Source organism: Phreatobacter stygius (assembly GCF_005144885.1).
GTDB lineage: Bacteria > Pseudomonadota > Alphaproteobacteria > Rhizobiales > Phreatobacteraceae > Phreatobacter > Phreatobacter stygius.
On sequence record NZ_CP039690.1, the window covers coordinates 257,846 to 283,951 of the forward strand.

Consider the following 26,106-nt stretch of genomic DNA (forward strand, 5'->3'; position numbering starts at 1 on the left):
TTCGGGTAGCGTCCGGCAGAAGCATCAATGAATCAACCCGCTCCCGAACGGGCTACGACATTCACACATCTCCAGAACATGCGGCCTTTCAATGCCTTGCACGGGGCTCAGTCGTCCTTCGAGGCTCGCGCAAGGGCGCTCGCACCTCCAGCGCAAAAGCGAGCTTTTGCGCGGGGATCAGGGGGTGTGGTGTATTGCGTTGATGTTGCAGGTGAAAATCGGACGGCGACGCGCGCGCCAGGCGCCGCCCTTGATGCCAAACCCTACGCTCCTCATCCCGACGCAAAAGCTTCGCTTTTGCGTGGAGGTGCGAGCTCTTGCGAGCCTCGAAGGACGGCTTTCCCGTCGTGCAAGGCATTGGAAATACTGCCGTTTCGAGATGTGCGAATGCAGTAGCCCATTGGGAGAGGGTTGATCGCCCGCTCCACGCCCGGCCTCAAAAGCCCCGCGCCATCAAGGCTCTCGCCACATCCCCTTAAATCAAATCGTCAGGATGTCCTGGGCTCGCTGCGGCAGACCGGACCGCCGGTCCGGCTGAGCACGTCCTGGTAGGGGAAGGTCCGGCGCATCAGCTGCAGGCGATCGCCAGGCTCGCCGACCAGCGACAGGGTCAGCGTACCCTGTGGCATCAGCCGGTAGACATGGCCGCGCACCGCATGCCGGTCGGCGCCGATGCGCCGGTCGAAGTGACCGGTGACCTGTCTGCCGAACGGCCCGGAATCGGGCGTGCCCGGGCTGGCGCTGAGCCGCATGGCGAGGTCGCCGCAGGTCGAGCCCGGTCCGACCCGGATGCCGCACCAGCCCTCGCCGCAGCGGGTCAGGTCCACGACGAAGCCATATTTGCCGCTGGACCAGCGTCCGGCCAGCTCTTCCGAGGCCGCCGGCTCGGTCCAGGGCGCAGTCCTGGCCGGCTCGGCGCGGGCAATGGTAAGCTGCAGCATGAGCGCGCCAGCGACCGCCCCCATTGCCGCGGCGACCCCGCCCCTGAGCCTGCCGGTCGATGGATCGAAAGCCCGGGCGCCAGCGCGCTTCATGGTCAAGCGGATCGTCCTCGCGGTCATTGTCGCTGTCCTCGTTCTACCGCTCGGCGCGGTCGCTGTCATGACCGCCGCCGGCTGGCTGGCGCTGCCGTATGAACTGGCCGTGGTGGACGAGCGGCTGCCCGGCCTGTTCCGTTTGCATATGGCCGCCGCCGCGGCCGCTCTCGTCCTGGTGCCGGTCGCCCTGCTCGTCCGCCGCCGGCCGGCCCTTCACCGGATCGTCGGCCGCGCGGCCGGCATCGCCATCCTGATCGCCGGCACCTCCGCCATACCGGTGGCGCTGTCCGGTCTCGCCTCGGCCATGGCGGTGGCCGGTTTCATCGCCCAGGCGGTGACCTGGCTGGTCCTCATGTCGCTTGGCTTTGTCGCGATCCGCCGGCGCCGGGTTCACTGGCATGCCCGCGCGATGGTCGCCGTGGCCGCGGTCACCTCGGCGGCGATCTGGCTGCGGCCGGCCATGGTGCTGGTGCGCGAGGTGCTGATGCCCCACGCCGACTGGTCCTTCGATACGGCTTATGCGGTCGTCGTCTGGGCGTCCTGGCTGCTGCCGCTCACCGCGGTCGCGGCGGTCATGGGCCTTGGCCGCTGGCCCGGTCGAGCCCGGATCTAGCCCTGGCGCGGTGCCCGGTTGGCCTCCGCCGACCCGGGCGCGGGGGTTCCCGGACGGCGCTGCTGGCCCGGCGCTTCCGACGGATAGCGCTCGCGGTAGTTCTGCAGGAAGGCATCGAGCGTATCGCGGTCGGCGATCGACCGGGCGATCTCGCGATATTCGACGCCGCGCGCCTCGATTGGCGCGGTCACCACGTCGAAGGCGCGGGCATCGACCGTGGCGGTCATCAGCGGCCGCCAGCGGCCACGCAGCCGGTCGAGGCCGAGCGTCTCGTCGCTCAGCGCATAACCGATGGCTGCGCGCAACAGATGCCGGCGCTCGTCGTCGTTGAGCGCCGCGCCGCCGGTGCGCCGGGCCGAGACCCATTTCTCGCTCTGTTCGGCGGATTCGCGATAGCGCTGCGCCGACCACAGGATGTCGGCGCGCAGCATTTCCGATTCCAGGCTCTTGACTTCGCCGAGCAGCTCGAGCGCCTGGTCCGGCCGGCCGGCATCGGCGAGCGCACGCGCCTCCAGGAGATAGCGCTGCACCCGCAGCTCCTCGGGCAGGTCGGCAAGCCGGGTGGTCCGCAGCGCCTGCAGGGCGGCGGCGGGCTTGCGGTTCATCAGATGCACCACGGCAAGGCGCGCGGCGACCTGCGAGCGCGCCGCGCCGGTCAGCCGCCGGTCGACCTGGTGCTGCAGCAGGGAAGCGGCCTGGTCGAGCAGGTCCATATTGGCCAGGCGATCGGCCAGCCGCCGGATGATCTCGTCGCCGCGGCGGCCCTGGGGCGTCATGTCGCGGAAGTCGTAATAGAGCGCCAGCGCGTCCACCGGCTTCATCGCATCGGCGTTGCCGTCGAGGAACAGCGCTTCGAAATGGCGCGCCACATCGTCCTGCATGCCGCGCACCGATTCCGACCGCGGGAACACCCGCATGGCGTTGCGCATGGTCGAGAAGGCGTCGCGGAACCGCCCCTGCTCGGCATAGAGCTTGGCCAGCAACGCCAGCGTGCGCGCCTCGACATCGTCGCCACGCCAGGCGTAGCTCATCACTTCCAGCTCTTCGGTGGTCGCCTTGCCGTCGATCTCGCCGAGCCGGTAGCGCAGCGCCAGTTGCCGCTGGTCGGCATCCGCCCTGACCGGTTCGTCGGGCCCGCGGCCGGCGCGCGCATAGGCGCCCAGCGCCTCGCGCTCCTGACCCTGGGCCTCGGCGACCCGGCCGCGCAGCAGCGCGAATTGCTGTTCGGCGGAAGCGGGAACGCCGAGCTCCTGCAATTCGTCGAGACGCCTCGCCGCCCGGTCGACCGCGCCGGTATCGAGCGCCGCCCCGATGGCGCCGGTCAGGATGTTGCGGGCGAACGGTGCCGGCAAGGTGCCGACCGGCGTCTCCGCGGCCTCGAAGGCTTCATGGGCTTCACGCGCGCGGCCGTCGAGCGCCAGTGCCGTCGCTCGCCAGGACGCGATGTCGGGCGAGGCCGAGATCGCCGGATGAGCCAGGTCGCGCAAGGCATCGGCCGGCCGGTGCAGCATCACCGAGACGACGCCGCGCAGGCCCTGAATCGAGCCGTCCTCGGCCACCCGGCGATCCTGGCGCAGGATCGTCTCGAGCACCGCGCGGGCTTCCGGCCAGCGCTGCTGGGCCATGTAGAAACGCACCAGATCGAGCCGTCGCGGCGTGCGCTGGGTGTCGTGCACGCTGGCCGCCGCGGTGACCAGGTCGGCCTCGCGCTCGCGGAATGGCGCCTTTTCGTCGAGCGCCCACAATTCCAGATCGAAGGCGATGGCGCGCGGCCGCCGGACCGAGCGGATCGGCGGCTGCGGCCGGGCATTCTCGGCGGTCAGGACCAGGCCGCGGGGCCGGCCGACCGTGACGCGGTCGCCCTCGATAGTCACCGCCAGGTCGTCGGCCAGCGGCTGGAACACCAGGCCGTGGCTGCCGGCCAGCGCATTGAATTCGACCATCTCGTGGTTGCGCAGGAACGAGCGCGCCGGCCCCGAGCCGGTGACCACGATGAGCTGGTCGCCGGCCAGCGGATCGCTCAGCCGGTGCACCGAGCCGGCGCCGGCGAATTCAGCCGATGCGATCAGCCGGTCGCCGGTGCCGGTCGCCCGCAGCAGCGCCACCGGGCGGGGCGGCTCCAGCACGGCGTCGGCCAGCGTCACGATCCAGGCGGCGCCGTCGCGGCCGGTCGAGGCCAGGCTCTGCTTGTCGAGGCCAATGCGGATCGCCGTGCCGCCGCGCGAGCGCGAGGCATCGACCGAGGTGAAGGCGCCGATGGCGTCGGCCTGCAGGCCGGCAAGGTCGATCTGCTCGCGCGCATCGAACACCAGCCACAGCGTATCGCCGCGCTGGAACACCGCGCCCGGCGTTTCCTGATTGAACGGCACGAGGATGCGAATGGTGCCGCCGGCCCGGCGGGCCTGCAGCATGACCGGTCCGGTGCGGGCGGGAGCCGCGGCGGCCGGCGGCGCGACCGGGCGGGCCGGAGCGGCCGGTTCGGCGGCGAGCGGCGGCACCGGCGCGGTCTCGACGCCGGCCGGCGCCGGCGCCGGAATGACCTCGGCGACGACAGGCGGGCGAACCTCGTTGCGGCCTGTCGCCAATCGCGGCGCCGGCGCGGCCGGATCCAGGATCGGGATCGGCAGGCCCGACGGCGTCGACAGGCCGCTGCCCGGCAGGTTGGTCACCGCGGCCCCGGCCGGCGGGCGCTGGTCGTTGCGCGCCACCGGCACGGCGCCGGCGCCGGCGCGCGGATCACGCATGCTGACATCGACCACATAGGTCCCCTCCTCGCGGAAGGCCCTGACGTCGGCATCGGGCGAAACGGTCATGCGGATGACCAGTTCGTCGTTATTGGTGGTCGCCTCGATGTCGGAGACGAAATGCGGCAGGCCCTCGCGGGTCTGGCGCAGGTCGGAGGTGAAGGGCTTGCCGACCTTCAGGCTCAGCCGGTCGCCGGCGCGATCCAGCGCCACCCCGACCGGCTCGGGCAAGGTCAGCACGAAACGGGTGAAGGTCGGGTGATTGCCGACCCGGACGATCACCGGCGGCATGACCCGCGCGGCGCGCTGGGTCTCGGCGAGCTGTGCCCGCCGCTCGGCGTCGCGGGCCCGGCGGGTCAGGTCTTCGACCACCTCGGCCGGCAAGGCCGGCGGCGGTCCGCGCCAGCTGTCGGGCAGCATGTCGACGAACAGCCGCTCGCCCGCTTCCATCGAATTGACCGTGACGCGCTGATCGAGCGCGAAGCGCAGCGACCGACCGTCGGGATCGCGCCGCACCGCCGTGACATAGCCGGCAAGCCGGCTGGACAGCGCGCCGGTCTGCACCGCGACCGGCCGGCTGAAGGTGACGATCAGCACGCCGCCGCTGACCTTGACCTCGGCCGGCACCTGCTGATTGAAACCGAAGACGATACGGGCGAAGCCATTGGCGACGGTGGCCGAAATGTCGGCCCGGGCGGCAAGCGCCGGCGTCGCGGGTTGCGAGGTCTGGGGCGATGAGGTCTGGGCCGGCGCAGTCTGGGCCTGGGCCTGGGCCGGCCGCAGCGCCGGCTGAACGAGGCCGAGGCCGAGCGCACAAAAGCCGGCCAGGGCGGTTGTTACACCACCCCTCGCCCAGCCCCCGATGCACTCCGCGTTCCCATCCATGGGTTCGCTACTCGCTACGCTTCGCCAGCCACACGACCCCGGCGTCCGGCTACTTCGTGCGACCGGTCGAGCGCATCATCGCTTTTTGGCTGTTAACAGGCCGTTTCGCCAATCGCCGATAAATCGGTCAGCGCGTTGGCCGGCCTTCGATTTTCGGCAATTCGCTGGCTGGCACCTGGCGTGGATCGGCGGCGGCGGTCTGGCCGGGCCGGCGGGCGAGCTCGATGGTCAGCCGCTGGGCCGGGGCCGCCTGCATCTGGGCCAGGATGTCGGCAAGCTTCGGCGGCCGCATGGCGCGCGCCACCTCGACCATGACGGTCAGCTCGAGCGTATCGAAGATCCGCGCCGCGTCCTTGGCCCGCATGGTCTCGTACATGCTGACGAAACCGCGGAAACGCTGCTGTTCGGCCTCGTCCCGGCGCTGCTCCAGGCCGGCGATGCGGCTCTCCAGCTCCTTCAGCTCGTTGGCGCGCTGCTCCAGCCGGCGTTCGGCGGCGCGGACCAGGCTTTCCCGCATGTCGAGCTCGCGCTGGCGGCCGTCCAGCTCCTGGCGGCGTTCCTGCAGGCGTTCGAGGATCGCCCGCTCGGAGGCCGACACCTGCGGCGGCTGCGGCAAGGCGAGATTGGTCGGCTGATGTTGCTGCGGCGGCGGAACCGGCGCCGGGCTCGGCTGCGGCGCCGGCACCGCACCGGTCACCAGCATGCTGTCGGGCCCTGGGATCGCCCCCAGACCCGGACCGTCCTGGGCGCGCACGAGCCGTGGCCCCGACGGGCCGGCATCGCCGCTGATCAGCCCCACCGCCTTGAGGAACAGGAGGCTGCCTATGGCAACGGTGACGATCGGCAGGAGGCGCAATTGCTTCATCTCGAGAGCCTCACGCCGCCCGGGTGCCGACGCGGGCCGCGAAGGCATTGGCCGCGGCCAGTGTCGATGCCGCGCTGGCATGCCCGGGGATCGTGCCCGGCTCGCGCCCACCGACCATCGCCGGCACCACCGGCTCGACCCGGGGGGCGTTGTCGCGCACGACCGCCGCGGTGCGCGCCGCCGCGGTGATCCGCGCGACCCGCTCGACCACCTCCTGGCCGGACTTCACCTCGCGCTCGATCTCGGCGACGAAACGTTCGGCGGTGCGCAGCCTTTCGCCGAGCGTGCTGTCGCATTCGCGCACGGTCAGCTTGAGCCCCTGGATGGCGCGCTCGGCGATCTCGGTCGCGGTGATCAGTTCGGCAATGGTCGCCTTCAGCGATTGTTCGTCCGAGCGCAGGCGCAACAGCCGCTTGTTGAGCAGGACACAGTAGCCGATGGTCACCGCCAGCAGGCCGGACACCATCAGTTCGACGATCAGCGAAACGACGAAGCTGGACATCATAGCTCCTGGCCCCCCGAAGTAATCTGCTGGAACTGCGTCAAGGTCGTCTTGGCGCGCCGCAGCGGCCGCTGCACGCGCACCGCCACCCGGTCGCCGACCCGGCCCATGCGCCCCTCGGTCAAGATCTGGTCGCCGCAGCGGACCTTGACCAGCGCATCCGGTTTCATGTCGAGCACCAGGGTGTCGCCGACCTTCAGGTTCATCAACTGGCGCAGCGGCAGGTCGGCCTCGTAGAGCACCGCTTCGACCGCGGTCCGGGCCTGGAAGATCTCGGTCGACAAATGGCCTTCCCAGACCGGATCGCGGCCGAGCTTCTCGCCGACGAAGGTCTGCATCAGCCGGTCGCGGATCGGCTCGATGGTGGCATAGGGCAGCAGGATCTCGACCGAGCCGCCGCGCTCCTCCATGTCGATGCGCAGGCGCACCAGGATGGCGGCATTGTTCGGCCGGGAGATCGCCGCGAAACGCGGATTGGTCTCGAGCCGGTCGATGCGGAAATTGACCGGCGAGATCGGCCGGAACGCGACCTCGGCGTCGGCCAGGATGACCTCGACCATGCGCTTGACCAGGCCCATCTCGATGGTCGTGTAGGGCCGGCCCTCGACGCGGATCGCCGTGACCCCGCGGCGGCCGCCGAGCAGCACGTCGATGATCGAATAGATCAGGCTGGAATCGATGGTGGCAATGCCGAAATTGTCCCATTCCTCGGCCTTGAAGATGGTCAGGATGGCCGGCAGCGGGATCGAGTTCAGGTAGTCGGCAAAACGCACCGCGTGAATACGGTCGAGCGAGACTTCGACATTGTCGGAGGTGAAGTTGCGCAGCGATGTCGTGAGCAGCCGCACCAGGCGGTCGAACACGATGTCGAGCATCGGCAGGCGCTCGTAGGCGACCATGGCCGAGTCGATGATGGCGCGGATGCCGCCATTGTCGGTGAGCGCCAGGTCCTCGACCGAGAAGCCGAGGAGGTTGTCGATCTCCTCCTGATTGAGGATGCGCTCGGCGCCGCCCTTGGCGGCACCGGCATGGGCAACGCCGTCTTCGCCGAGCGTCGCCCAGTCTTCGGCCGCATCCGTGCCGGTGGCGCCCTGCTCTTCGAGCGCCATGCCCCATTCGGCGGCAAGGGCGTCCTGGTCGATGTCGTTGGCGGCCATGTTAGCGTTTCACTGGACGATGATTTCGCGGAACAGGACGGCGTTCACGCGGGCCGGATGGACTGCGGTATTGACCCTGCGGGTCAGTTCGTCGCGCAGGCGGAAAATGCCCGCCGACCCCTCGATATCCGAAGGCCTGACCTCACGCAGATAGAGCTGGAAGGCATCGATGACCCGCGGCATGACCGGCTTGATCTGGTCGGCGGTCTTGGCGTCGGCGACCTCGAGCGCCACCCGGACGCGCAGATATTGCGCGCGGTCCTGGCCGACCGACAGGTTGACGGTCATTTCCGGCAGGTCGAGGAAGGTCACCGGCGTCGGGGCTTGCGACAGCTCGGCATTGCGCGCCTCGGCGCGCGGCTTCATGACGAAATACCAGCCGCCGCCGCCGGCGATGACCAGTGCCGCCGCGCCGGCGATCAGCATGATCTTCTTCTTCGAGCCGCCGGCCGCGGCCTCGCCCTCGTCGCCGTCTTCGACGGCGGCATCGGCCTTTTTCGGTTTCATTGCCATGACTTGCGCCCGCCAGACTCACTTCCTGGACGATGTCGTCGTAATGGTTAACGGGACGTTTATTTTCGTTAACGGGCGGCAAGATTTGCCGGGTCGTTCGGGCCGCTCCGGCGCTTTCTGCCGGGCTCATGGTTACCCAAATATCACGATAAGTGGTTGATATTGCTTGAACAGGCCAGTTGGCACGGCTCCTGCGAAGGCTGTGATGGGCGCCGAGCCGTTTGGGAGAACGGCTTCAAGCGCCCGATCTGGGGAGCAGCCCGCACGTCAAAGCCTTGGGAGAGGCGATGAACGCGCCGGCCAAAATCTGGGACTGGCCCGATGGAGAATATCTCTCTCGTCGGCCTCTCGCGGCAGGTCGCCCTGCAGCGGGAGCTGGACGTCATTGCCAATAATCTCGCGAACTTGAACACCACCGGGTTCAAGGGCGACGAGGTCGTGTTCCAGGAGTTCATCTCACCGACCGCCCGCGACGACACCTTTCAGCGCGGCGCCGACCGGCGGATGTCGTTCGTCTGGGACCGCGCCACCGCGACCAATCTCGGCCAGGGACCAATGGAGTCGACCGGCAATTCGCTGGATGTCGGGCTCGGCGGACGCGGTTATTTCGTCGTCCAGACCCCGGACGGCGAGCGCTACACCCGCAACGGCTCGTTCGAGATCAACGCCCAGGGCCAGCTGGTCACCAAGCAGGGCTACCAGGTGCTCGGCGACAACGGCCCGATCGCCTTCGACCAGTCCGATACCGGCATCACGATCACCCGCGACGGCACGATCAGCGTGATCGGCAACAACGCCACCAACCAGCCGGCCGGCCAGCGCGGCCGGTTGCGCGTGGTCGACGGCAATACGCCGCGCGCCATGGAAAAGGCCGGCGACAACCTGTTCACGCTCAGGGGCGGCGCCCAGGTCGCCAACCTGCCGCCGGCCAATGTCGACCTGCGCCAGGGCTATATCGAAAAGTCCAACGTCACCCCGGTGCTCGAAATGTCCCGGATGATCGAGGTGACGCGCGCCTATACCGCGCTCGCCTCCAGCATCGAGCGCCACGACCAACTCCGCCGCGATGCGATCCGCTCGCTCGGCAACCCGACAAGCTGAGGAGCCTGACCCATGCGCGCCCTCCACACCGCCGCCACCGGCATGATGGCCCAGGAGCTCACCGTCCAGGTGATCTCCAACAATATCGCGAACATGCGGACCACCGGCTTCAAGCGCCAGCGGGCCGAGTTCCAGGACATGCTCTACGACCAGCAGCGCCGCGCCGGCATGCAGAACTCGCAGCAGGGCAATGTGCTGCCGGTCGGCATCGCCATCGGCTCCGGCGTCAAGCCGGCCGCGACCTCGCGGGTGATGAGCCAGGGCAATATCCTGCCGACCGAGAAAGACTACGACGTCGCCATCCGCGGCGAAGGCTATTTCCGCGTCCAATTGCCCGACGGCCGCACCGCCTATACCCGCGACGGCTCGTTCGAGCTCAACGACCAGGGCCAATTGGTCACCGTCGACGGCAATCTGGTCGATCCCGGCATCACCATCCCGACCACCGCCCGCGGCGTCACCATCAATCCCTCGGGCACCGTCCAGGTGACCTTGCAGAACCAGGTGGCGCCGCAGACGGTCGGCACCATCCAGCTGTCGCGCTTCGTCAACAAGGCCGGCCTGGAATCGATCGGCGACAACCTGTTCCTGGAAACCGCCGCCTCCGGCCAGCCGACCACCACGGCACCCAATGTCGACGGCATGGGCTCGCTCCTGCAGAAGAACCTCGAACAGTCGAACGTCACGGCGGTCTCCGAGATCTCCGACCTGATCGCCGCCCAGCGCGCTTATGAAATGAACGCCCGCATCATCTCGGCCGCCGACCAGATGCTGCAATCGACCTCGCAGATCATGCGGTGAGGTGGTCATGAAAATCGCGCACCTGTCGATCCCCCTGATCCTCGGCCTGATCGGCCCGGTCGCGGCGCTCGCCGAAGCGCCGCCGACGCTCAGAGCCAGTGTCACCATCACGAGCGAGCTCGTCCGGCTCGGCGATCTCGTCGACAATGCCGGCCGGTTCAGCGACGTCGCGGTGTTCCGTTCGCCCGACATGGGCCATACCGGCTCGGTGCCGGCCTGGCGCATCCTGGATGCCGCCAAGCGCATGGGGCTTGCCCGCATCGAGACCGGCGACCAGACCGACGTCTCGGTCACCCGCGCCGCCCGCGTCGTGCCGCTCGCCGACATGGAGGAGCGCATCGCCGCGGCCATTGCCCGCTCGCTCGGCATTGGCGATTCCGCCCGCATCGCCGTCACCTTCGACCGCGGCATCCGGCCGATCGCGGTGGAGCCCAATGTCCGCGGCGAGCTCTCGGTGGCGCGCATCGATCACGATCCGCGCACCGGCCGTTTCGAAGCGCTGCTCGGCGTCCATGGCTCGGCGCTGGCCGAACGCGGCGGCGGCTTCCGGGTCACCGGCCAGGCCGCCGAACTCGTCGAATATGTCGTGCCGGCCCGCGCCATCGGGCGCGGCGAGGTGATCAAGACCACCGACCTCACGGTCGAGCGGCGGCCGCGCAACGAGCTGAACGGCGTGCCGGGCGATGCCATTTCCAGCCTCACCCAGGCGGTTGGCCAGGCGGCGCGGCGGCCGTTGCAGGCCGAGCGCCCGTTCCGCGCCACCGACCTGATGAAACCCGAAATCGTCGAGCGCAACGGCAATGTCCTGATCATCTACGAGGTTGCCGGCCTGTCGCTGACCATTCGCGGCAAGGCCATGGAGGCCGGCGCCGAAGGCGACATCGTCCAGGTCCAGAATCTGGCCACCCGCAAGACCATGCAGGCGACCGTTTCGGGGCTCAACCGGGTCACCGTCGTCCAGCGGCCGTCGATCACCACGCTCTCGGCCGCCACGCCCAGCCAGCCCAGCGTCCCCACCCAGCCACGCACGTCCACCCAGTGATGACCGCGTTCGCGCCAGGATCAGCCATGCGTACCGCTCAACTCCGTACCGCTCAACTCCGCACCGCCCGCCTCGCGCTCGCCGCCGCGGCCGCCCTATCGACCGCCGCCTGCGGCGCGCCGGACCGGCTGCGCAATATCGGCCAGCAGCCGGCGCTCTCGGCGATCAGCAATCCGCAGACCCAGTCGGGCTACCGGCCGGTCTCCATGCCCATGCCGGAGCCGGTACCGGTCTCGCACAATCCCAACTCGCTCTGGCGCAACGGCTCGCGCGCCTTCTTCCGCGACCAGCGCGCCCAGCGGGTCGGCGACATCATGACCATCAAGGTCAAGATCACCGACCAGGCCAACCTGTCGAACGAGACCAACCGGACCCGCGCCAATACCGAAGGTTTCGGCGCGGCCAACATGTTCGGCCTGGAAAACGGCATCCGCCGCGGCGGCGCCGATCCGGCCAACCTCCTGACCCTCAACAGCCAGAGCGGCAGCGACGGCAAGGGCACCATCAACCGCTCCGAGCAACTCGTCACCAATGTCGCGGCGGTGGTCACCCAGATCCTGCCCAACGGCAACCTGGTGCTGGAAGGCAAGCAGGAGATCCGGGTCAATTTCGAGGTGCGCGAACTGATCGTCGCCGGCATCGTCCGGCCCGAGGACATCGAAAGCGACAACACCATCGATTCCGCCAAGATCGCCCATGCCCGCATCGGTTATGGCGGCCGCGGCCAGATCACCGATGTCCAGCAGCCGCGCTACGGTCAGCAGGCGCTCGACGTCCTCCTGCCCTGGTGAGGATCGAGCGCCCGCACAGGTCCATCTGATCCGCCTTTTCCCAGCCGTCCCGCTCCCCAGGCGTCACGGCAACTCCCCAAGCCGTCCCCGCTCCCCAGGCGATACGGCCAACCGGCGCCGCCCGTGCTCCCACACGGGCGGCGTTCGATTTTTCATGCTTGGCCGAACGCTCACCGGTTTGTGAAATGCCTGTCACCGCCGAGCGACTAGGCTCCGGCTCCAATTCCATCCAGGGAGGCGACAATGACCATCACCGACGGCATGCCAAGCTTCGATCGCCGCGGCTTTTTGAAGGCCGCGGGCACCGGCCTCGTGACACTTGCCGCCGGCCCGGCGCTGGCCCGCGCGCCGCTCGCCGGCACGCAGGTTCCCGGCCTCTACCGGATGAAGGTCGGCACCATCGAGGTGACCGCGATCCTCGACGGCCATCTCGACCTGCCGCAGGCGCTGTTCCCCAAGGCGACCGATGGCGAAACCGGCCCGCTGCTCGACCGTGCCGCCTTGCCGCGCGCACCGCATGTCAACTCGCCGGTCAACACCTACCTCATCAACACCGGCGACCGGCTGGTGATGATCGACACCGGCACGGCCACCGCCATGGGGCCAACCCTCGGCCTGATGCCGAAAAACCTCGCGGCCTCGGGGGTGACGCCGGACCAGGTCGATGTCGTGCTGGTGACCCATATGCATCCCGATCACGTCAACGGCCTGATCACGCCTGACGGCAAGCCGTTCTTCCCCAATGCCGAAGTGGTGGTGGCCGGCGCCGAATATGGCTTCTGGACCGACCAGGCGATCATGAGCCAGGCCCCGAAGGACGTGCAGGCCTTCTTCCAGATGGCCCAGGCCGCGGTGAAACCTTATGCCGACAGCAATCGCCTGCGCCGGATCAGCGCCGACGGCGAGGTGGTGCCCGGCATCACCGCGGTGGCGGCCCCCGGCCACACGCCCGGCCATACCGGCTACCGCATTGCCTCGGGCAACCAGCAATTACTGGTCTGGGGCGACATCGTCCATGCCGCGGCGTTCCAGTTCGCCAAGCCGGACTGGTCGATCGCCTTCGACAGCGACCAGAACACCGCGGCTGCCTCGCGCAAGCGGATGTTCGACATGACCGCCACCGACCGCATCACGGTGGCCGGCATGCACCTGCCCTTCCCCGGCATCGGCAATGTCGTGCGCGACGGCGACGCCTATCGTTTCGTGCCGGTCTCCTGGCGGCCGATCTGAACGCAGGCCGGCAACCTTGCGGTCCCGGCGGCCCCGCCGGGACATCGGGTCCTGCCGTGCCGCGTAACGACTCGTTAAGCATGACGGTTCCTAATGCGCCGGCGACAATGACCCGAGGAATGCCTGATGACGACGATCGGCACCGGTATTGCTCAAGGTGATGATCTGCTCTCGATGCTCGCAACCGGTCGCGGCGCACGAACCCCGGCAGCGGCAGCACAATCGAAGGCGTCGGCCGTCGAGACCATCAACGGCGCGGGCGGCAAGCCGGCGCCCGCCGTCGTCGTCGAGATGTCCGGCCGCGCCAAGGCGTTGCTGGCGAAGAGCCAGGCCGACCAGATCGTCGCCGACCGGCTGGCGAGCCAGGTCGCGGCGACACGGGAGGGCAAGGCGGCGAACCCGGCGCGCGCGCCCGTCACCGATGATGCCGCGCGCCTGTTCGATGCCGCCTCGGCTCGCCCGGCCACCGAAGCAAGCGGCGCGACGCCGTGGCAGGCTGGCGCGCCTTATGGCGACCCGACCAGGTCGGACGCGCAATTCCTGGAGGCGAGCGGCCTCAACAGCTCCTTGAAGGGTCTCGCCGATCTCTATGAGCAAAAGGGCTTTCCGGCGGAATCCATGCAAGCGCTGCGACGGGCGGTCGACAGCGGCACGCTGAAGATCCAGAAGGCCGCCGACGTCGCCGACCTCAATTTCCGGTCGCAGCACAGCTTCACGCCGAGCGCGGTCGGTGGCGGTTACGACGTCTGGGGCACCACGTCGCAGAACCCGACCGGCGCCACCAAGGACGCCATCGACCAGGGCCGGGCGATCGCCATGTGGACCGCCGATCGCGGCGACATCTATATCAGCTGGTGAGGCCGGGCGCGGTGATCTGAGCCGGCTGCCCGGCCGCTGCGGTTGGGCGCAACCGGACCAGCTCAGCCGGCCAGCAGGTCGTGACAGTGGAGATCGTCGACCGCGAGGTGGATGCGCTCGAGATTGTTCCACCAGATCACCGGCGGGATCTTGCTCGCGTGCTGCCAGATCGGCGTGGTGACCTGCCAGAGCACCGACAGGCGGTAATCATCCTGCAGCGCGCGCCGGTCATAGCCCTGCACGCCGCGCGTCGTCAGCTCGTCGTGAAAACAGTCCAGCAGGTGATGTTCGAGCCTTTGCCTGAGCTCGGGATACCAATGGACCGCCATCATATAGGCGAGGTCATCCGAGCCGACATCGACCCGCCAGCTGTCCCAGTCGAACAGCCGGGCATCGTCGAGCCCGCCGGCCCGTGCCAGGAAGCAGTTCCAGACATGCGCGTCGCCCTGAACGATCGTCATGTGGCGACGCGTCTGATAGCGGGCCATCAGGCGCGGCCCGGCCGCCAGCAATCGCTCATAGAGCGCGCGCCGCTCGGCCGAAAGCCGGTCGCCGAGATCGTCGGCGAAGCGCGCGAACCGCTCCGCCAGGCGCTGCATCGCCTGATCGATGGCGCCGGCGTCGTCCCAGGCGCCCACACTTGCGCCCAAACGCGGATCGTCCCACCACGCGGCCTGGAAGTGCGCCCGCGTCCGGACAATGCGCTCGCATTGCCCTGATGTCGGGGGCAGCGGCCACTGCGTCGCGGCGATATGGGTCTCGGTCAGGTCCTCGAGCAGGAGGTGCCACGCGCCGCTGTCCGGGTCCGCATGAGCATCGAAGCAACGCGGCACCAGGCCCGCGGGCGTCGCCGGCGCGACCGCCTGGTAGAACGCGACCTCCTGCCGGCCGCCGGGCCATGGACCGCCGGGGCGGTCGATGAGACCGGCCTTCAGGATGAGCGAGCCGGGCGCGCCGGCCTCCGCTGCCTCATAGGTCAGGCGCAACTGGAAAATATGCGAAAGGATGGTTGCGAAGGATCGTTCGACCACGACATCGGCGACCCGGCCCTTGCCCAGCACGCCGGATCGGCGCAGCGCTTCGGTCAGCTGTTCGGCCTCGGCGGCTTTGGGTAACGCGTGCGTCGTCATGCCGGACCGCCTTGACAGCCAGCGCTCATCCTAACGCACCGCGTAACGAGCGCAAACGCGGGATGGCAGCAGGCTGTCCCGGCCCGGGCCTAGCTCTCGGCCGCCTCGCCGTGGACATCCTTCAAGATGACGTCATGGGCGCCACCCTCGCGGATGCTCACCGCGGAGGCCACCGTCAGCCGGGCGCGCTGGTAGAACTCGCGCAAGCTGAGCGCGCCGCAATTGCACAGGGTTGACCTGATCTTGGCGAGGCTCGCCTCGAGATTGTCGCGGAGCTTGCCGGCATAGGGCACGTAGCTGTCGACGCCCTCCTCGAACATCAGCTTCTTTTTCCGGGCCAGGTCATCGCCGCTGCCATGGTCATAGCGTTGCCAGTTGCGCGCGCGATTGCTGCCCTCGCCCCAATATTCCTTCATGAACTGGTTGTTGATCTGCACCTTGCGGCCGGGCGCCTCGTCGAAACGCGCGAAGTAGCGGCCGAGCATGACGAAATCGGCGCCCATCGCGAGCGCCAGGGTGATGTGATAGTCCTGGCTGATGCCGCCGTCGGAACAGACCGGCACATAGATGCCGGTCTTGCGGAAATAGTCGTCGCGCGCCTTGGCCACTTCGATCACCGCCGAGGCCTGGCCGCGGCCAATGCCCTTCTGCTCGCGCGTGATGCAGATCGAGCCGCCGCCGATGCCGACCTTGACGAAGTCGGCCCCGGCCTCGGCGAGATAGAGGAACCCCTCGCGGTCGACGACATTGCCGGCGCCGACATAACCCTGACCCGGATAGCTCGACTTGATGAAGGCGATCGCGTCCGCCTGCCATTCCGAATAGCCGTCGGACGAATCGATGCACAGCACGTCGGCGCCGGCCGCCAGCAGGGCTGGAACCCGGTCCCGATAGTCGCGCGTGTTGATGCCGGCGCCGACGATCAGCCGCTTGTCCCGGTCGACATTTTCCAGCGGGTGTTCCTTGTGGGCGTCGTAGTCCTTGCGGAAGATCAGGTAGCGCAGGCGCTGCTCCGCATCGACCACCGGCAGGCAATTGACCTTGTGTTTCCAGATCAGGTCGTTGGCCGCCGGCAGGTCGATGCCGATCTCGGCGCAATGGATGGCGGCGCGCGGCGTCATGATCTCGGTGACCGGCGTCGTCGGCGCGGTCTTGCCGCGGCGATAGTCGCGGCTGGTGATGATGCCGGCCAGCTTGCCGGTGGCCGTGCCGTCCTCGGTGATGGCGATGGTCGAATGGCCGGTCCGCTCGGTCAGCGCCACCACATCGGCAAAGGTCGCCTGCGGGTCCAGGTTTGAATCGCTGACCACGAACCCGGCCTTGTAGTTCTTCACGCGGCCGACCATGGCCACCTGGTCTTCGATGGCCTGGGAGCCGAACACGAAGGACAGGCCGCCGCAGCGCGCCAGCGCGATCGACAGCTCGTCGCCCGAGACCGACTGCATGAGCGCGCTGGTCACCGGAACATTGATCGTCAGCGGGGAGAGGCTGGCCTCGGGCAGGCCGCCGCCGGGGTCGGCCTTGAAGCGCACCACCGGCGCCAGCAGGCTCACCCGTTCGGGCAAGCAATCCCTGGCTGTCAGGTTCGGGATGAGCAGATATTCGCCGAAGGTCCGGCTCGGATGGTCGTATATATATGCCATGTCGTCGAATATTGTGCCGCCGGTGGCATGTCAATCGCCGTCCGGCGCGGTCAGCGCGACATCAGCAGGCGAACCCCGGCCAGGCCGAAAAACAGCGCGAGCGTGCCCTCGATCCCCCGGCGCGCCCGTTGGTACAGGCGGACCATCGGCCGGGTCGAGAAGGCAAGCGCATAGCCGCCGAACACCACGATGCCGAGCAGCGCGCAGCCGCCGACGATCATCGGCAAGGTGCTGGACGGCGCGTCCGGTTTCAGGCCGAGCGACATGATGGCGATCCAGGCCAGCACGGCTTTCGGATTGCTGAGATGCATCAGCAGGCCGCGCCGGTAGAGCCGGCCGAAATCGGGCCGCCCGGCCGCCGGCTCGGCAACGGCCGCCGGCTTCGACGCCGAAAACGCGGCGCGCGCCGATTTCCACCCGAGATAGATCAGATAGAGGCCGCCGGCGATCTTGATGGCGGTCAGGGCATTGGCATAGCTCGCCAGGATCGCCGAGATGCCGGTCGCGGCGAGCCCCGCCCAGAATATCGAGCCCGAGATGACGCCGGCCGCCAGCACCAGTGCCGGCACGCGCCCGCGGCTCATCGCCACCCCCATGATCGCCATGTTGCTCGGCCCCGGGCTGGCGGTCGCGATCACATAGGCCGCATAGACCAGCGCGATCTGTTGGACCTGCTCCATCGTGATGCTCGCCATTCTCGGGGTCTCCTTGCCGGCGTGACAGTGCGTGAGACCGGCACGCCAAGCCCATCATGCCGCGAGGCCGCCGCCCGGCGCCAGCCGGGCCCGCCCGATATCAGCCATGCCGCGGGAGCGGCGCGAAGGCGACCGTCTTGATCTCCACCAGGCCGCCATCCGGGTTCAGGTCGGCCACCGCCAGTTCCACCGCGACGGGATAGGGGCTTGAGAAGAATTCGTCGCGCACGCCGGCAATGGCCGCCAATTGCCCTGCCTTGTCGAGCGCCAGCCGGCCGCTGCCGAAGACGTGGAACATCTGCAGCTCGATGACGTCGGCCATCACCGCGTCGCAGGCGGCGAGCAGGTTTTCGATCTGCCGGAACACCTGGCGCAGCTCGTCGCGGAAGGCTTGCCCGCTCATTGGCGCCGGCTGCCGGTTGCAGGCGACGATGCCCGAGAGATAGACGAAGTCGCCGACACGGCGGGCCGGCGCATAATGAAACTGGTCGACATCGGCCTGCAGATCGGCCGGCACGACGACCTTGCCGGTCGCCGTCGCGATGTGACGCATCGCCTGTGTCGTCTGATTGTCCATTGCCATGACCTTTGATCCCAACCGTCGCGCAGCCGGCCGGTCACCCTTGACCGGACCGCCCTGCGCTCCATTTATGTAGCCAAAATTACATAAATGGAGCGATGAAGGAATTCAAGCGCCTGACCGTGCCGATGAGGCGGCCGTCACGGACGTCACCTGGCGCTGGCGCCGAGCGCCTCGGCCTCGTCGCGCGAGGCGATGACCGTGTCGACCAGCCCCCAGGCCTTGGCCTCCTCGGCGCTCATGAAATGGTCGCGGTCGAGGGTCTTTTCGACCTCCTCGTAGGAGCGCCCGCAATGGCGGGCATAGAGGCTGGTGACCCGCTTCTTGGTCTGCAGCATCTCCTCGGCATGGATCAGGATGTCGGAGGCCTGGCCCTGATAGCCGCCGAGCGGCTGGTGGACGTGCAGGCTGGCATTGGGCAGGGCGGCGCGATGGCCGGGCTCGCCGGCCATCAGCAGGAACGACCCCATCGAGCGGGCCGTGCCCATGCACAGCGTCGCCACCGGGCTCTTGATGAACTGCATGGTGTCGTAGATCGCCAGGCCGCTGGTGATCACCCCGCCGGGCGAGTTGATATACATCGAGATCGGCTTTTTCGGGTTTTCCGATTCCAGGAACAGCAATTGCGCGCAGATCAGCGCCGCCATGCCGTCCTGCACCTCGCCGTTCAGGAAGACGATGCGTTCGCGCAGCAGGCGCGAATAGATGTCGAACGACCTCTCGCCGCGGCTGGACTGCTCGACGACCATCGGGACAAGCTGCATCATGTCGCGCATGGCGAACCACTCCTCGATCGAACTGAAAGACTGAAACGGCGTCAGGCGGCGCGCAGCATCAGCGGCGTGTTGCTGTTCGCCGCGCCGGCGGGCGCCAAGGCCTGGACCGGCACCCCGACCACATGGACGATGCCGAGCGTCGTGCCGCCTGCCGCGTTGGCGTCGAGCCGGAAGGTCACGACACTGTCGGGCAGCCCGCCGCCGGCCTCGCGCCAGCGGTAGCGGATCCACTGGCCGGGCTCGCAATCCAGCACGTCGAGGCGGACCGCCGGCGGCCGCTGCGTCGCCTCCGTCCCGGGCCTCGGCCCGGCCGGCCGCGCCGGCAGCCAGCGCTCGACCAGTTCCGGCACGGTCAGCGCCCGCCAGACCTTGGCGAGCGGCGCCTCCAGCTCGACTTCGAAGCTCAGCGCGGCCGGGTCTTCATGCGTCTCGCTCGGCTGCTTCATTGGTCCATTTCCTTCAGAAGCTGTTTCAGCGCCTCGACGCGCTCCGGCCAGAAGGCGCGGTAGCGCTGGAGCCATTCGAACATCTGCGCCAACCCGTCCGGATTGACCCGGTAATTGACATGGCGACCCTGGCGCCGCTCGACCACCAGGCCGGCCTGGCGCAGCACGCCCAGATGTTGCGACATCGCCGGCTGGGATATGCCGGAGCCGGCGCGCAATTCGGTGGCGTTTTTTTCGCCGTCGGCCAGCCGCTCGAAAACCGCGCGGCGGGTCGGGTCGGCAAGCGCTCGGAAGATCTCGGCATCGGACATGCCAATACATAGGCACAGACTTATGTGATTCACAAGCCCGCGACAGGCCGGGCGAAATGGGGGCGCCATCCAGCCCGTTCTCGACACAATCGTGGAGCCTGATGGGATTGCCATGCGGCCGCCGGACGCGGCATCATGACGGGCACGTGACTTTTCGGCGCAAGGGGGATGCAAACACCCGGATCGACTCTATATTGTAGAAGGGCAGATATTCGGCTCGTGTACGGCGGTTTACCTGCTCCGTATCGCTGTGGAATGCCTTTGAAGTGATGGAGGTCTAGATGAAATTAGACGATATCGATCGCGTCATCTTGGTCAAAAGCGCAGACGTCGAGCTCGGAAGCGCCCTGCCCCAACACGTACGCGAATCCATCACTCGTGTTGCCCGCAAATACTTCGGAGAGTTGACCGCGGCTTCGGTCTATTTCAGCCATGAAGGCCCGTCCATCCGCAGCACATTCAACGTGCAGATGGGTTCGCTCAAGATGATCTCGGCCTCGAGCCTGGCGCCGGACTGCTACCAGGCCTTCGACATGGCGCTCGACAAGGCGGCGAAGCAGTTGCGCCGCAAGAAGCGCGAGCTTCGGGACACCCGGCCCGGCCGGCCGAACAAGCTGACGATCCCCTTCGAAAACCCCCGGATCTGAGCCGGCGGCGCGAGGCGCCGGGCTTGATCAAGCCGCCTCGATCATGCGGTTGTGGATGCCCTTTTCCAAAAGGGCATCCCGGTGCGTTCCGCGCGGGCCGGCAACCATGTCCGTGTCCATCTTCAATCGTCATGCCGCTTTCGCATGCTGCCTCGTCTTCGCGATCGCCTCGATCCCGCTCCTGAAGGTCTGGATCTGGCTCTGGCCGTTGACGCGGATCGCCATCCCGCTGCCCCTCATCGGGTTTGCGATCTCTGGCAGCCTGACCATGCGGGGCTGCGCAACTGCCCAGTGATTGGCCCTATCCGCCACGCTCATCGCGCCGCCATCGGCGCCAGACGCGCACCCAGGCCACGCAAGCAAGGCGGCTCCGTCGGCAGCCACTGAGATCCGCGCGCCGTCGCCAACGCCGCTTCCGCCGCGGGCTCGCGCCGGCTCGACAGAGCTCTCCGGAAAAATTATCTATAATCCATGCCCAAGGACAAAGACGAGACCATCGCCCTTCGCATCAGCCGGACTTTGGCCGAGCGCATCATCTCAGGCCTGCTGGAACCCGGCGCCCGCCTGCGCCAGGACCATGTCGCCGAGGAGTTCGGCGCCAGCCATGTGCCGGTGCGCGAGGCCTTCCGCCGCCTCGAGGCGCAGGGGCTCGCCGTCAGCGAGCCGCGGCGTGGCGTCAGGGTGGCGAGCTTCGACCTCGGCGAGGTCAGGGAGGTTGCCGAAATGCGGGCGGCGCTCGAGGTGCTGGCGCTCCGCCATGCCGCGCCGCACCTGACATCGGCCATTCTCGACCGCGCCGAGGAGGCCACCCGCGCCGGCGACAAGTCCCGCGACGTCCGCTCCTGGGAAGAGGCCAATCGCAGCTTCCACCGGTTGATTCTGGCACCTTGCGGCATGCCGCGCCTGCTCGCCGCCATTGACGACCTGCACGCCGCCAGCGCCCGTTTCCTGTTCGCCACCTGGCGCTCCGACTGGGAGGTCAGGACCGATCACGACCACCGGGCGATCCTGGTCGCCCTGCGCCAGGGCCAGATCGAGGCGGCCACCGCCGTGCTCGCCCGCCACGTCCAGTGGATCGGCCAGAAACCGGTCACCTCGGCCTCCGGCACGACCCGCAACGGCTTCGCCATTGTCGGCTGAGCCGCCCTCATCCCAATGATAGAGTTGCCCTGTCATAGATTATGAGGATTAGTTTAGAGATACAGAATCGAAATTATAGATAATTTTGATCCTGTCCCTCTGAAGGAGCTCTCATGACCAGCCCATCCCTGATGCTCGGCGCCCGCCAGCGCCTGCCCGCGGCCTTGCGCTTCGGGCTTGTCACCGTGGCCGGCGTCGCCCTGATGACGCTCAGCGCCAAGGTCCAGATCCCGTTCTGGCCGGTGCCGATGACCCTCCACACGCTCGCCGTCATGGCCTTCGCCGTGGCCTTCGGCCCGCGCCAGGCCACCGCGATCTTTGTGGCCTACCTGGCGGCCGGCGCCAGCGGCCTGCCGGTCTTTTCCGGCTCGCCGGCCCGTGGCGTCGGGTTAACCTATATGGCCGGCCCAACCGGCGGCTATCTCCTCGGCTATTTGCTGGCGACCCCGTTGGTCGGCGTCCTGGCGGCCGGCCGCGCCACCCTCGGGCGGATCGGCGCCATGCTGGCCGGCCTGGCGCTGGTCTATGGCTGCGGCCTTGCCTGGCTCGCCCTGTCGGTGCCCGCGGGTCGCCTGCTGGCGCTCGGCCTCAGTCCGTTCATCCTGGGCGACCTCGTCAAGATCGGCATCGTCGCGGCCGCCGCGCCGCTGGTCATCAGGCTTGCCGGCCGCTTTGCGCAGGTGCGGTCATGACCGCGGCCGACGGCACCAGCCGCCAAGACTCCACGACTCGTCACGACTGGACCACCGACGAAATCCTCGCCCTGCACGAGCTGCCGCTGCTCGAACTGGTCGGCCGCGCCAATGCGGTGCATCGCCGGCACCACGACCCGAACGCCGTGCAGCGCGCCAGCCTGCTCAGCATCAAGACCGGCGGCTGTCCGGAGGATTGCGCCTATTGCCCGCAATCGGCGTTTCACCGCGAGGTCGAGCTGAGCCGCGACCGCCTGATGGACCCGGACAGCGTCGTCGCGTTGGCCGCCACCGCCAAGGCCGCCGGCGCCGAGCGGTTCTGCATGGGCGCGGCCTGGCGCCAGGTGCGCGACGGCCGCGAGTTCGACGCCGTGCTTGCCATGGTCAGGGGCGTGCGGGCGCTCGGCATGGAAGCCTGCGTCACGCTCGGCATGCTGCAGCCGCACCAGGCCCGCCGGCTCGCCGAGGCCGGCCTCACCGCCTATAACCACAACCTCGACACCAGCCCGGAATATTACCCGAGCATCATCACCACCCGGACCTATGAGGATCGGCTGAAGACGCTCGCAACCGTCCGGGCGGAGGGCATCGCGCTCTGCTGCGGTGGCATTATCGGCATGGGCGAGACGGCGCGCGACCGGGCCTCCATGCTGCAGGTCCTGGCCGGCTTCGCGCCGCACCCCGAAAGCGTGCCGATCAACGCCCTGGTGCCGGTGCCGGGCACGCCGCTCGGCAAGCGCCGGCGCATCGACCCGCTCGAACTGGTGCGCATGGTGGCGACCGCCCGGCTGACCATGCCGCGGTCGATCGTGCGGCTGTCGGCCGGGCGCGCCAATCTCAACCGCGAAGCGCAGATCCTGTGCTTCGTCGCCGGCGCCAATTCGATGTTCTACGGCGAGACGCTGCTGATCACGCCCAATGCCGATACCGGCGAGGACGCGGCGCTGCTGCAGGCCCTCGGCGCCAGGCCCGGCGGCGACGGCGCTCGCCCTGCCCCGCCGGCCCATGCCGAAGCCCGCGCCGGCTGAACCGCGCGGGTATGAGATGCAAGATGTTGCGGAACGAAAAAATGAAGCCCTTCCGGCCGCCTGGCCGGAAGGGCTTGGTTATCGGTTATTCGTCGCGGTAGACCCGCTCGCGCCGTTCGTGGCGTTCCTGCGCTTCCAGCGACAGGGTCGCGATCGGCCGGGCTTCCAGCCGCTTCAGCGAGATCGGTTCGCCGGTCTCCTCGCAGAAGCCGTAGGTGTTGTCGTCGATCCGGGAGATCGCCGCGTCGATCTTGGCGATCAGCTTGCGCTGCCGGTCGCGCGCCCTGAGTTCGATCGCCCGGTCGGTTTCCGAGGAAGCACGATCGGCGATGTCAGGGTGATTCTGGTTTTCGTCCTGCAGGTTTTGAAGCGTTTCCTTGGCTTCGCGCAGGATGTCGTCTTTCCATGCCAGGAGCTTTTTGCGGAAATATTCGCGTTGCCGTTCGTTCATGAACGGCTCCGTATCCGTGGGGCGGTAATCCGCTTCCAACACCAAAGTCATCAACGAACCCCTCAATGAATCGCGACTATTAGACGCGTTTCGGGGCGCCTCATAGCATTGGCCCAGGGGGCAGACAACCGCAAAACCGGTCATCGAACCGTCACGCCCCGGCGTGGTTCACAAGCGCGGTTGATATATCGGGGATTTTCCGGGTCCGGATATCGATCCATTGACCCTCAGGATACGGCCCGCGCCGCCTCACGCTTGGCGATCTCGACCTGGGCCCTCAGGTCGATCTCGGCGAGCACGCCGTCGAGCCCGTCATCGCCCGAAGCCTCGAGTTTCGCCGCGGTCAGGCCGCGCAGCTTCAGGAGCACCGCCGGCATCGGCTCGCCGGACAGGAGCGCCAGCTTCAGGTCGTCGAGCAGGCCGAGCGCATCATGGCCGCGCTTCATCGCCCGCCGGCGTTTCTCGCGCCGGTCGTCGGGCATCATGCCCTGCACGGCAAGCAAGGTCTCGAGCCCGGCTGCGGCCATGCCCGGCCGCGCGGCCTCGGCCCGCGGCGTGTCGCTTTTCGCGCCGCCTGGCAGTTCGAATGCGGATCGGGGACGATCGGTACGCGCGGCAACCTGCGTCGACTGGACAGCGCCCAGCGGCGGCGTCGTCGGGATGCGCATCTTCTCCCCCCCAGAGACGAGCTCTTCACGAAGAGGCAACACCTCTTTCGATGTCGTTAAGAAAAGCCGATTTGCGGTTAAGAGGTCGTTAATGCCCGGCAAAAGCTGCCGGGCGGCAGCCACGACCAGCCTCACCCGCTTCACTCACGAATGAAATAGCGGCGCGTTTCCAATGACATAAATCCAATATCGGATTTGGCACGCGACGTGCGAGGGACGCGCCAAGAGGCCCCGAGGTCACCCCATGTTCCGCCGTTTCGTCGTCGCCGTGATGCTGATTGCCGCCGCCGCGATGCCGGCGAGCGCCAATACCTCGCGGATCAAGGACCTGGTCGACGTCGAGGGCATCCGGGAAAACCAGCTGATCGGTTACGGCCTGGTGGTTGGCCTGAACGGCACCGGCGACACGCTGAACAACTCGCCCTTCACCCGCCAGTCGATCCAGTCGATGATGGAGCGGCTCGGCGTCAACACCCGCGGCATGAACCTGCGCACCGCCAATGTCGCGGCCGTCATGGTCACCGCCAACCTGCCGCCCTTCTCCACCCAGGGCACCCGCATCGACGTCAAGGTCTCCGCCATGGGCGATGCCCGTTCGCTGCAGGGCGGCGAATTGCTGGTCACGCCGCTGGTCGGCGCCGATGGCGAGGTCTATGCGGTCGGCCAGGGCGCGGTGGCGATCTCCGGTTTCCAGGCCGAAGGCCAGGCGGCCCGCGTCACCCGCGGCGTGCCGACCGTCGGGCGCGTCTCCAACGGCGCCATCGTCGAGCGCGAAGTGACCTTTGCGATCAACCGCATGGCCTCGATCCGCCTGGCGCTGCGCAATCCCGACCTCACCACCGCCCGCCGCATCGCCGCCGCGATCAATGATTTCATCGGCGCGCCGACCGCCGAGCCGACCGATCCAGGCACCATCAACCTGAAGGTGCCGGCGCGGTTCGAGGGCAATATCGTCGCGCTGCTGACCGAGATCGAGCAATTGCGCGTGCAGCCCGACCAGGTCGCCAAGGTGGTGATCGACGAAGCCTCCGGCATCATCGTCATGGGCAAGGACGTGCGCGTCTCGACCGTCGCGGTGGCCCAGGGCAACCTGACCGTGACCATTTCCGAACGCCCCCAGGTGAGCCAGCCCAATCCGCTGGCCCGCGGCCGCACCGTGGTCACCCCGCAGACCCAGATCCAGGCCCAGGAGGACGGCCGCGGCCTCGCTGTCGTCTCCGAGGGCGTGTCGCTGCAGGAACTGGTCGACGGACTGAATGCGCTGGGCATCGGCCCGCGCGACCTGATCGCCATTCTCCAGGCGATCAAATCGGCCGGCGCCCTGCAGGCCGAGATCGAGGTGCACTGATGCGCAGCTACACCCCCGCCCCCGCCGCCATCAGCCCGGTGACGCCGGCCGCCGCCCGCGTGCCCGGCTCCCGCGAGGCCAAGGCCTGGAACAACGCCCAGAACTTCGAGCAGGTCTTCCTCAACACCATGCTCGGCCAGATGTTCAACGGGCTCGGCGGCGAAGCGCCGCTCGGCGGCAAGGAGAGCGAGCCCTGGCGCGGCATGCTGCTCGACGAATATTCGCGCTCGATCACCGCCCAGGGCGGCATCGGCCTTGCCCCCAACATCTACCGCGAACTGATCGGCGCGCAGGAAGCGGCCCCTCGCCGCCTGCCGCCCGTGCCGAGATCCTGAACCAAAAGCCTGAACCCAACGCCTGAACCCAACGTCTGAACCCTGGGGCAGAAACCCCTAGGACAACACGAGAACCC

At 68.2% G+C, this 26,106-nt stretch carries 28 protein-coding genes; 13 read left to right on the forward strand and 15 right to left on the reverse strand.

Going from position 1 to position 26,106, the window contains the following annotated elements; genetic code table 11:
- Positions 1-488 precede the first annotated feature (488 nt).
- Positions 489-941, reverse strand: a complete 453-nt coding sequence (locus E8M01_RS34930) for a hypothetical protein (RefSeq protein WP_170181718.1) — start codon at positions 939-941, stop codon at positions 489-491.
- Here E8M01_RS34930 and E8M01_RS01265 point away from each other — a divergent pair.
- On the forward strand, positions 940-1,650 hold the full coding sequence (locus E8M01_RS01265) for a DUF2306 domain-containing protein (RefSeq protein WP_170181719.1): 711 nt from the start codon (positions 940-942) through the stop codon (positions 1,648-1,650). The two genes, E8M01_RS34930 and E8M01_RS01265, sit on opposite strands and share 2 nt — an antisense overlap.
- Here E8M01_RS01265 and E8M01_RS01270 read toward each other — a convergent pair.
- The 5 genes from E8M01_RS01270 to fliL form a co-directional block, all read right to left on the reverse strand.
- Complete coding sequence (locus E8M01_RS01270; RefSeq protein WP_170181720.1) at positions 1,647-5,279, reverse strand: tetratricopeptide repeat protein; 3,633 nt, start codon at positions 5,277-5,279, stop codon at positions 1,647-1,649. The genes E8M01_RS01265 and E8M01_RS01270 overlap by 4 nt on opposite strands.
- Before the next feature lie 127 nt (positions 5,280-5,406).
- Positions 5,407-6,144 carry a MotE family protein gene (locus E8M01_RS01280; protein WP_136958456.1) on the reverse strand — a complete coding sequence of 246 codons (738 nt, stop codon included), beginning with the start codon at positions 6,142-6,144 and terminating at the stop codon, positions 5,407-5,409.
- 10 nt (positions 6,145-6,154) lie between these two features.
- Positions 6,155-6,646, reverse strand: a complete 492-nt coding sequence (locus tag E8M01_RS01285; RefSeq protein ID WP_136958457.1) for a DUF6468 domain-containing protein — start codon at positions 6,644-6,646, stop codon at positions 6,155-6,157.
- Positions 6,646-7,803 (reverse strand): flagellar motor switch protein FliM, encoded by a 1,158-nt coding sequence (gene fliM, locus E8M01_RS01290; RefSeq protein WP_136958458.1) that lies wholly within the window; start codon positions 7,801-7,803, stop codon positions 6,646-6,648. Before fliM ends, E8M01_RS01285 begins: the two co-directional genes overlap by 1 nt.
- A gap of 9 nt (positions 7,804-7,812) precedes the next feature.
- Positions 7,813-8,316: a flagellar basal body-associated protein FliL gene (fliL, locus tag E8M01_RS01295; RefSeq protein WP_136958459.1), complete on the reverse strand. Its 504-nt coding sequence runs from the start codon at positions 8,314-8,316 to the stop codon at positions 7,813-7,815.
- A 321-nt stretch (positions 8,317-8,637) separates the two neighbouring features.
- Between fliL and flgF the strand changes: the two genes are divergently transcribed.
- From flgF to E8M01_RS01325, 6 genes are all read left to right on the forward strand, one after another.
- A complete protein-coding gene (flgF, locus tag E8M01_RS01300) occupies positions 8,638-9,417 on the forward strand; it encodes a flagellar basal-body rod protein FlgF (RefSeq protein ID WP_136958460.1) in 780 nt (259 codons plus the stop codon).
- 12 nt (positions 9,418-9,429) lie between these two features.
- The gene (flgG, locus tag E8M01_RS01305; protein WP_136958461.1) at positions 9,430-10,218 is read left to right on the forward strand and encodes a flagellar basal-body rod protein FlgG; all 789 of its coding nucleotides are present in this window, start codon (positions 9,430-9,432) and stop codon (positions 10,216-10,218) included.
- Positions 10,219-10,225: 7 nt separating this feature from the next.
- Complete coding sequence (gene flgA, locus E8M01_RS01310) at positions 10,226-11,260, forward strand: flagellar basal body P-ring formation chaperone FlgA (RefSeq protein ID WP_136958462.1); 1,035 nt, start codon at positions 10,226-10,228, stop codon at positions 11,258-11,260.
- 26 nt (positions 11,261-11,286) lie between these two features.
- Complete coding sequence (gene flgH / locus E8M01_RS01315; RefSeq protein WP_246088555.1) at positions 11,287-12,051, forward strand: flagellar basal body L-ring protein FlgH; 765 nt, start codon at positions 11,287-11,289, stop codon at positions 12,049-12,051.
- Between the two features lie 243 nt (positions 12,052-12,294).
- Positions 12,295-13,281 carry an MBL fold metallo-hydrolase gene (locus E8M01_RS01320; RefSeq protein ID WP_246088556.1) on the forward strand — a complete coding sequence of 329 codons (987 nt, stop codon included), beginning with the start codon at positions 12,295-12,297 and terminating at the stop codon, positions 13,279-13,281.
- A 126-nt stretch (positions 13,282-13,407) separates the two neighbouring features.
- Positions 13,408-14,139 (forward strand): hypothetical protein, encoded by a 732-nt coding sequence (locus E8M01_RS01325; RefSeq protein WP_136958464.1) that lies wholly within the window; start codon positions 13,408-13,410, stop codon positions 14,137-14,139.
- Between the two features lie 62 nt (positions 14,140-14,201).
- Here the strand turns inward: E8M01_RS01325 and E8M01_RS01330 are convergent, their stop codons facing one another.
- From E8M01_RS01330 to E8M01_RS01360, 7 genes are all read right to left on the reverse strand, one after another.
- Positions 14,202-15,269, reverse strand: a complete 1,068-nt coding sequence (locus tag E8M01_RS01330; RefSeq protein ID WP_136958465.1) for an aminoglycoside phosphotransferase — start codon at positions 15,267-15,269, stop codon at positions 14,202-14,204.
- An 89-nt stretch (positions 15,270-15,358) separates the two neighbouring features.
- Positions 15,359-16,912 carry an IMP dehydrogenase gene (locus tag E8M01_RS01335; protein ID WP_136958466.1) on the reverse strand — a complete coding sequence of 518 codons (1,554 nt, stop codon included), beginning with the start codon at positions 16,910-16,912 and terminating at the stop codon, positions 15,359-15,361.
- A gap of 50 nt (positions 16,913-16,962) precedes the next feature.
- The gene (locus tag E8M01_RS01340) at positions 16,963-17,607 is read right to left on the reverse strand and encodes a LysE family translocator (protein WP_246088557.1); all 645 of its coding nucleotides are present in this window, start codon (positions 17,605-17,607) and stop codon (positions 16,963-16,965) included.
- Between the two features lie 100 nt (positions 17,608-17,707).
- Positions 17,708-18,190 (reverse strand): Rid family hydrolase, encoded by a 483-nt coding sequence (locus tag E8M01_RS01345; protein ID WP_215908842.1) that lies wholly within the window; start codon positions 18,188-18,190, stop codon positions 17,708-17,710.
- Positions 18,191-18,336: 146 nt separating this feature from the next.
- Complete coding sequence (locus E8M01_RS01350) at positions 18,337-18,963, reverse strand: ATP-dependent Clp protease proteolytic subunit (RefSeq protein WP_136958467.1); 627 nt, start codon at positions 18,961-18,963, stop codon at positions 18,337-18,339.
- 41 nt (positions 18,964-19,004) lie between these two features.
- A complete protein-coding gene (locus tag E8M01_RS01355; RefSeq protein WP_136958468.1) occupies positions 19,005-19,409 on the reverse strand; it encodes an SRPBCC family protein in 405 nt (134 codons plus the stop codon).
- Positions 19,406-19,720: an ArsR/SmtB family transcription factor gene (locus E8M01_RS01360; RefSeq protein ID WP_211596690.1), complete on the reverse strand. Its 315-nt coding sequence runs from the start codon at positions 19,718-19,720 to the stop codon at positions 19,406-19,408. The genes E8M01_RS01355 and E8M01_RS01360 overlap by 4 nt, the downstream gene beginning before the upstream one ends.
- A 281-nt stretch (positions 19,721-20,001) precedes the next feature.
- On the opposite strand from E8M01_RS01360, the gene hpf reads away from it, so the two are divergent.
- From hpf to bioB, 4 genes are all read left to right on the forward strand, one after another.
- The gene (gene hpf, locus E8M01_RS01365) at positions 20,002-20,367 is read left to right on the forward strand and encodes a ribosome hibernation-promoting factor, HPF/YfiA family (protein WP_136958469.1); all 366 of its coding nucleotides are present in this window, start codon (positions 20,002-20,004) and stop codon (positions 20,365-20,367) included.
- Between the two features lie 471 nt (positions 20,368-20,838).
- Positions 20,839-21,507, forward strand: a complete 669-nt coding sequence (locus E8M01_RS01370; RefSeq protein ID WP_136958470.1) for a GntR family transcriptional regulator — start codon at positions 20,839-20,841, stop codon at positions 21,505-21,507.
- 113 nt (positions 21,508-21,620) lie between these two features.
- Positions 21,621-22,199, forward strand: coding sequence for a biotin transporter BioY (locus E8M01_RS01375; RefSeq protein WP_246088558.1), 579 nt, complete (start codon positions 21,621-21,623; stop codon positions 22,197-22,199).
- The gene (gene bioB, locus E8M01_RS01380) at positions 22,196-23,227 is read left to right on the forward strand and encodes a biotin synthase BioB (protein ID WP_136958471.1); all 1,032 of its coding nucleotides are present in this window, start codon (positions 22,196-22,198) and stop codon (positions 23,225-23,227) included. Before E8M01_RS01375 ends, bioB begins: the two co-directional genes overlap by 4 nt.
- A gap of 85 nt (positions 23,228-23,312) precedes the next feature.
- Here the strand turns inward: bioB and dksA are convergent, their stop codons facing one another.
- Positions 23,313-23,729 (reverse strand): RNA polymerase-binding protein DksA, encoded by a 417-nt coding sequence (gene dksA, locus E8M01_RS01385; RefSeq protein ID WP_136964393.1) that lies wholly within the window; start codon positions 23,727-23,729, stop codon positions 23,313-23,315.
- A 176-nt stretch (positions 23,730-23,905) separates the two neighbouring features.
- On the reverse strand, positions 23,906-24,469 hold the full coding sequence (locus E8M01_RS01390) for a flagellar assembly protein FliX (RefSeq protein ID WP_136958472.1): 564 nt from the start codon (positions 24,467-24,469) through the stop codon (positions 23,906-23,908).
- A 121-nt stretch (positions 24,470-24,590) separates the two neighbouring features.
- Here E8M01_RS01390 and E8M01_RS01395 point away from each other — a divergent pair, with 121 nt between their 5' ends.
- Together E8M01_RS01395 and E8M01_RS01400 are read left to right on the forward strand one after the other, a co-directional pair.
- The gene (locus E8M01_RS01395; RefSeq protein WP_136958473.1) at positions 24,591-25,694 is read left to right on the forward strand and encodes a flagellar basal body P-ring protein FlgI; all 1,104 of its coding nucleotides are present in this window, start codon (positions 24,591-24,593) and stop codon (positions 25,692-25,694) included.
- Entirely contained in the window at positions 25,694-26,029 is a 336-nt protein-coding gene (locus tag E8M01_RS01400) for a rod-binding protein (protein ID WP_136958474.1), read from the forward strand. The genes E8M01_RS01395 and E8M01_RS01400 overlap by 1 nt, the downstream gene beginning before the upstream one ends.
- The last annotated feature ends 77 nt before the right edge of the window (positions 26,030-26,106 follow it).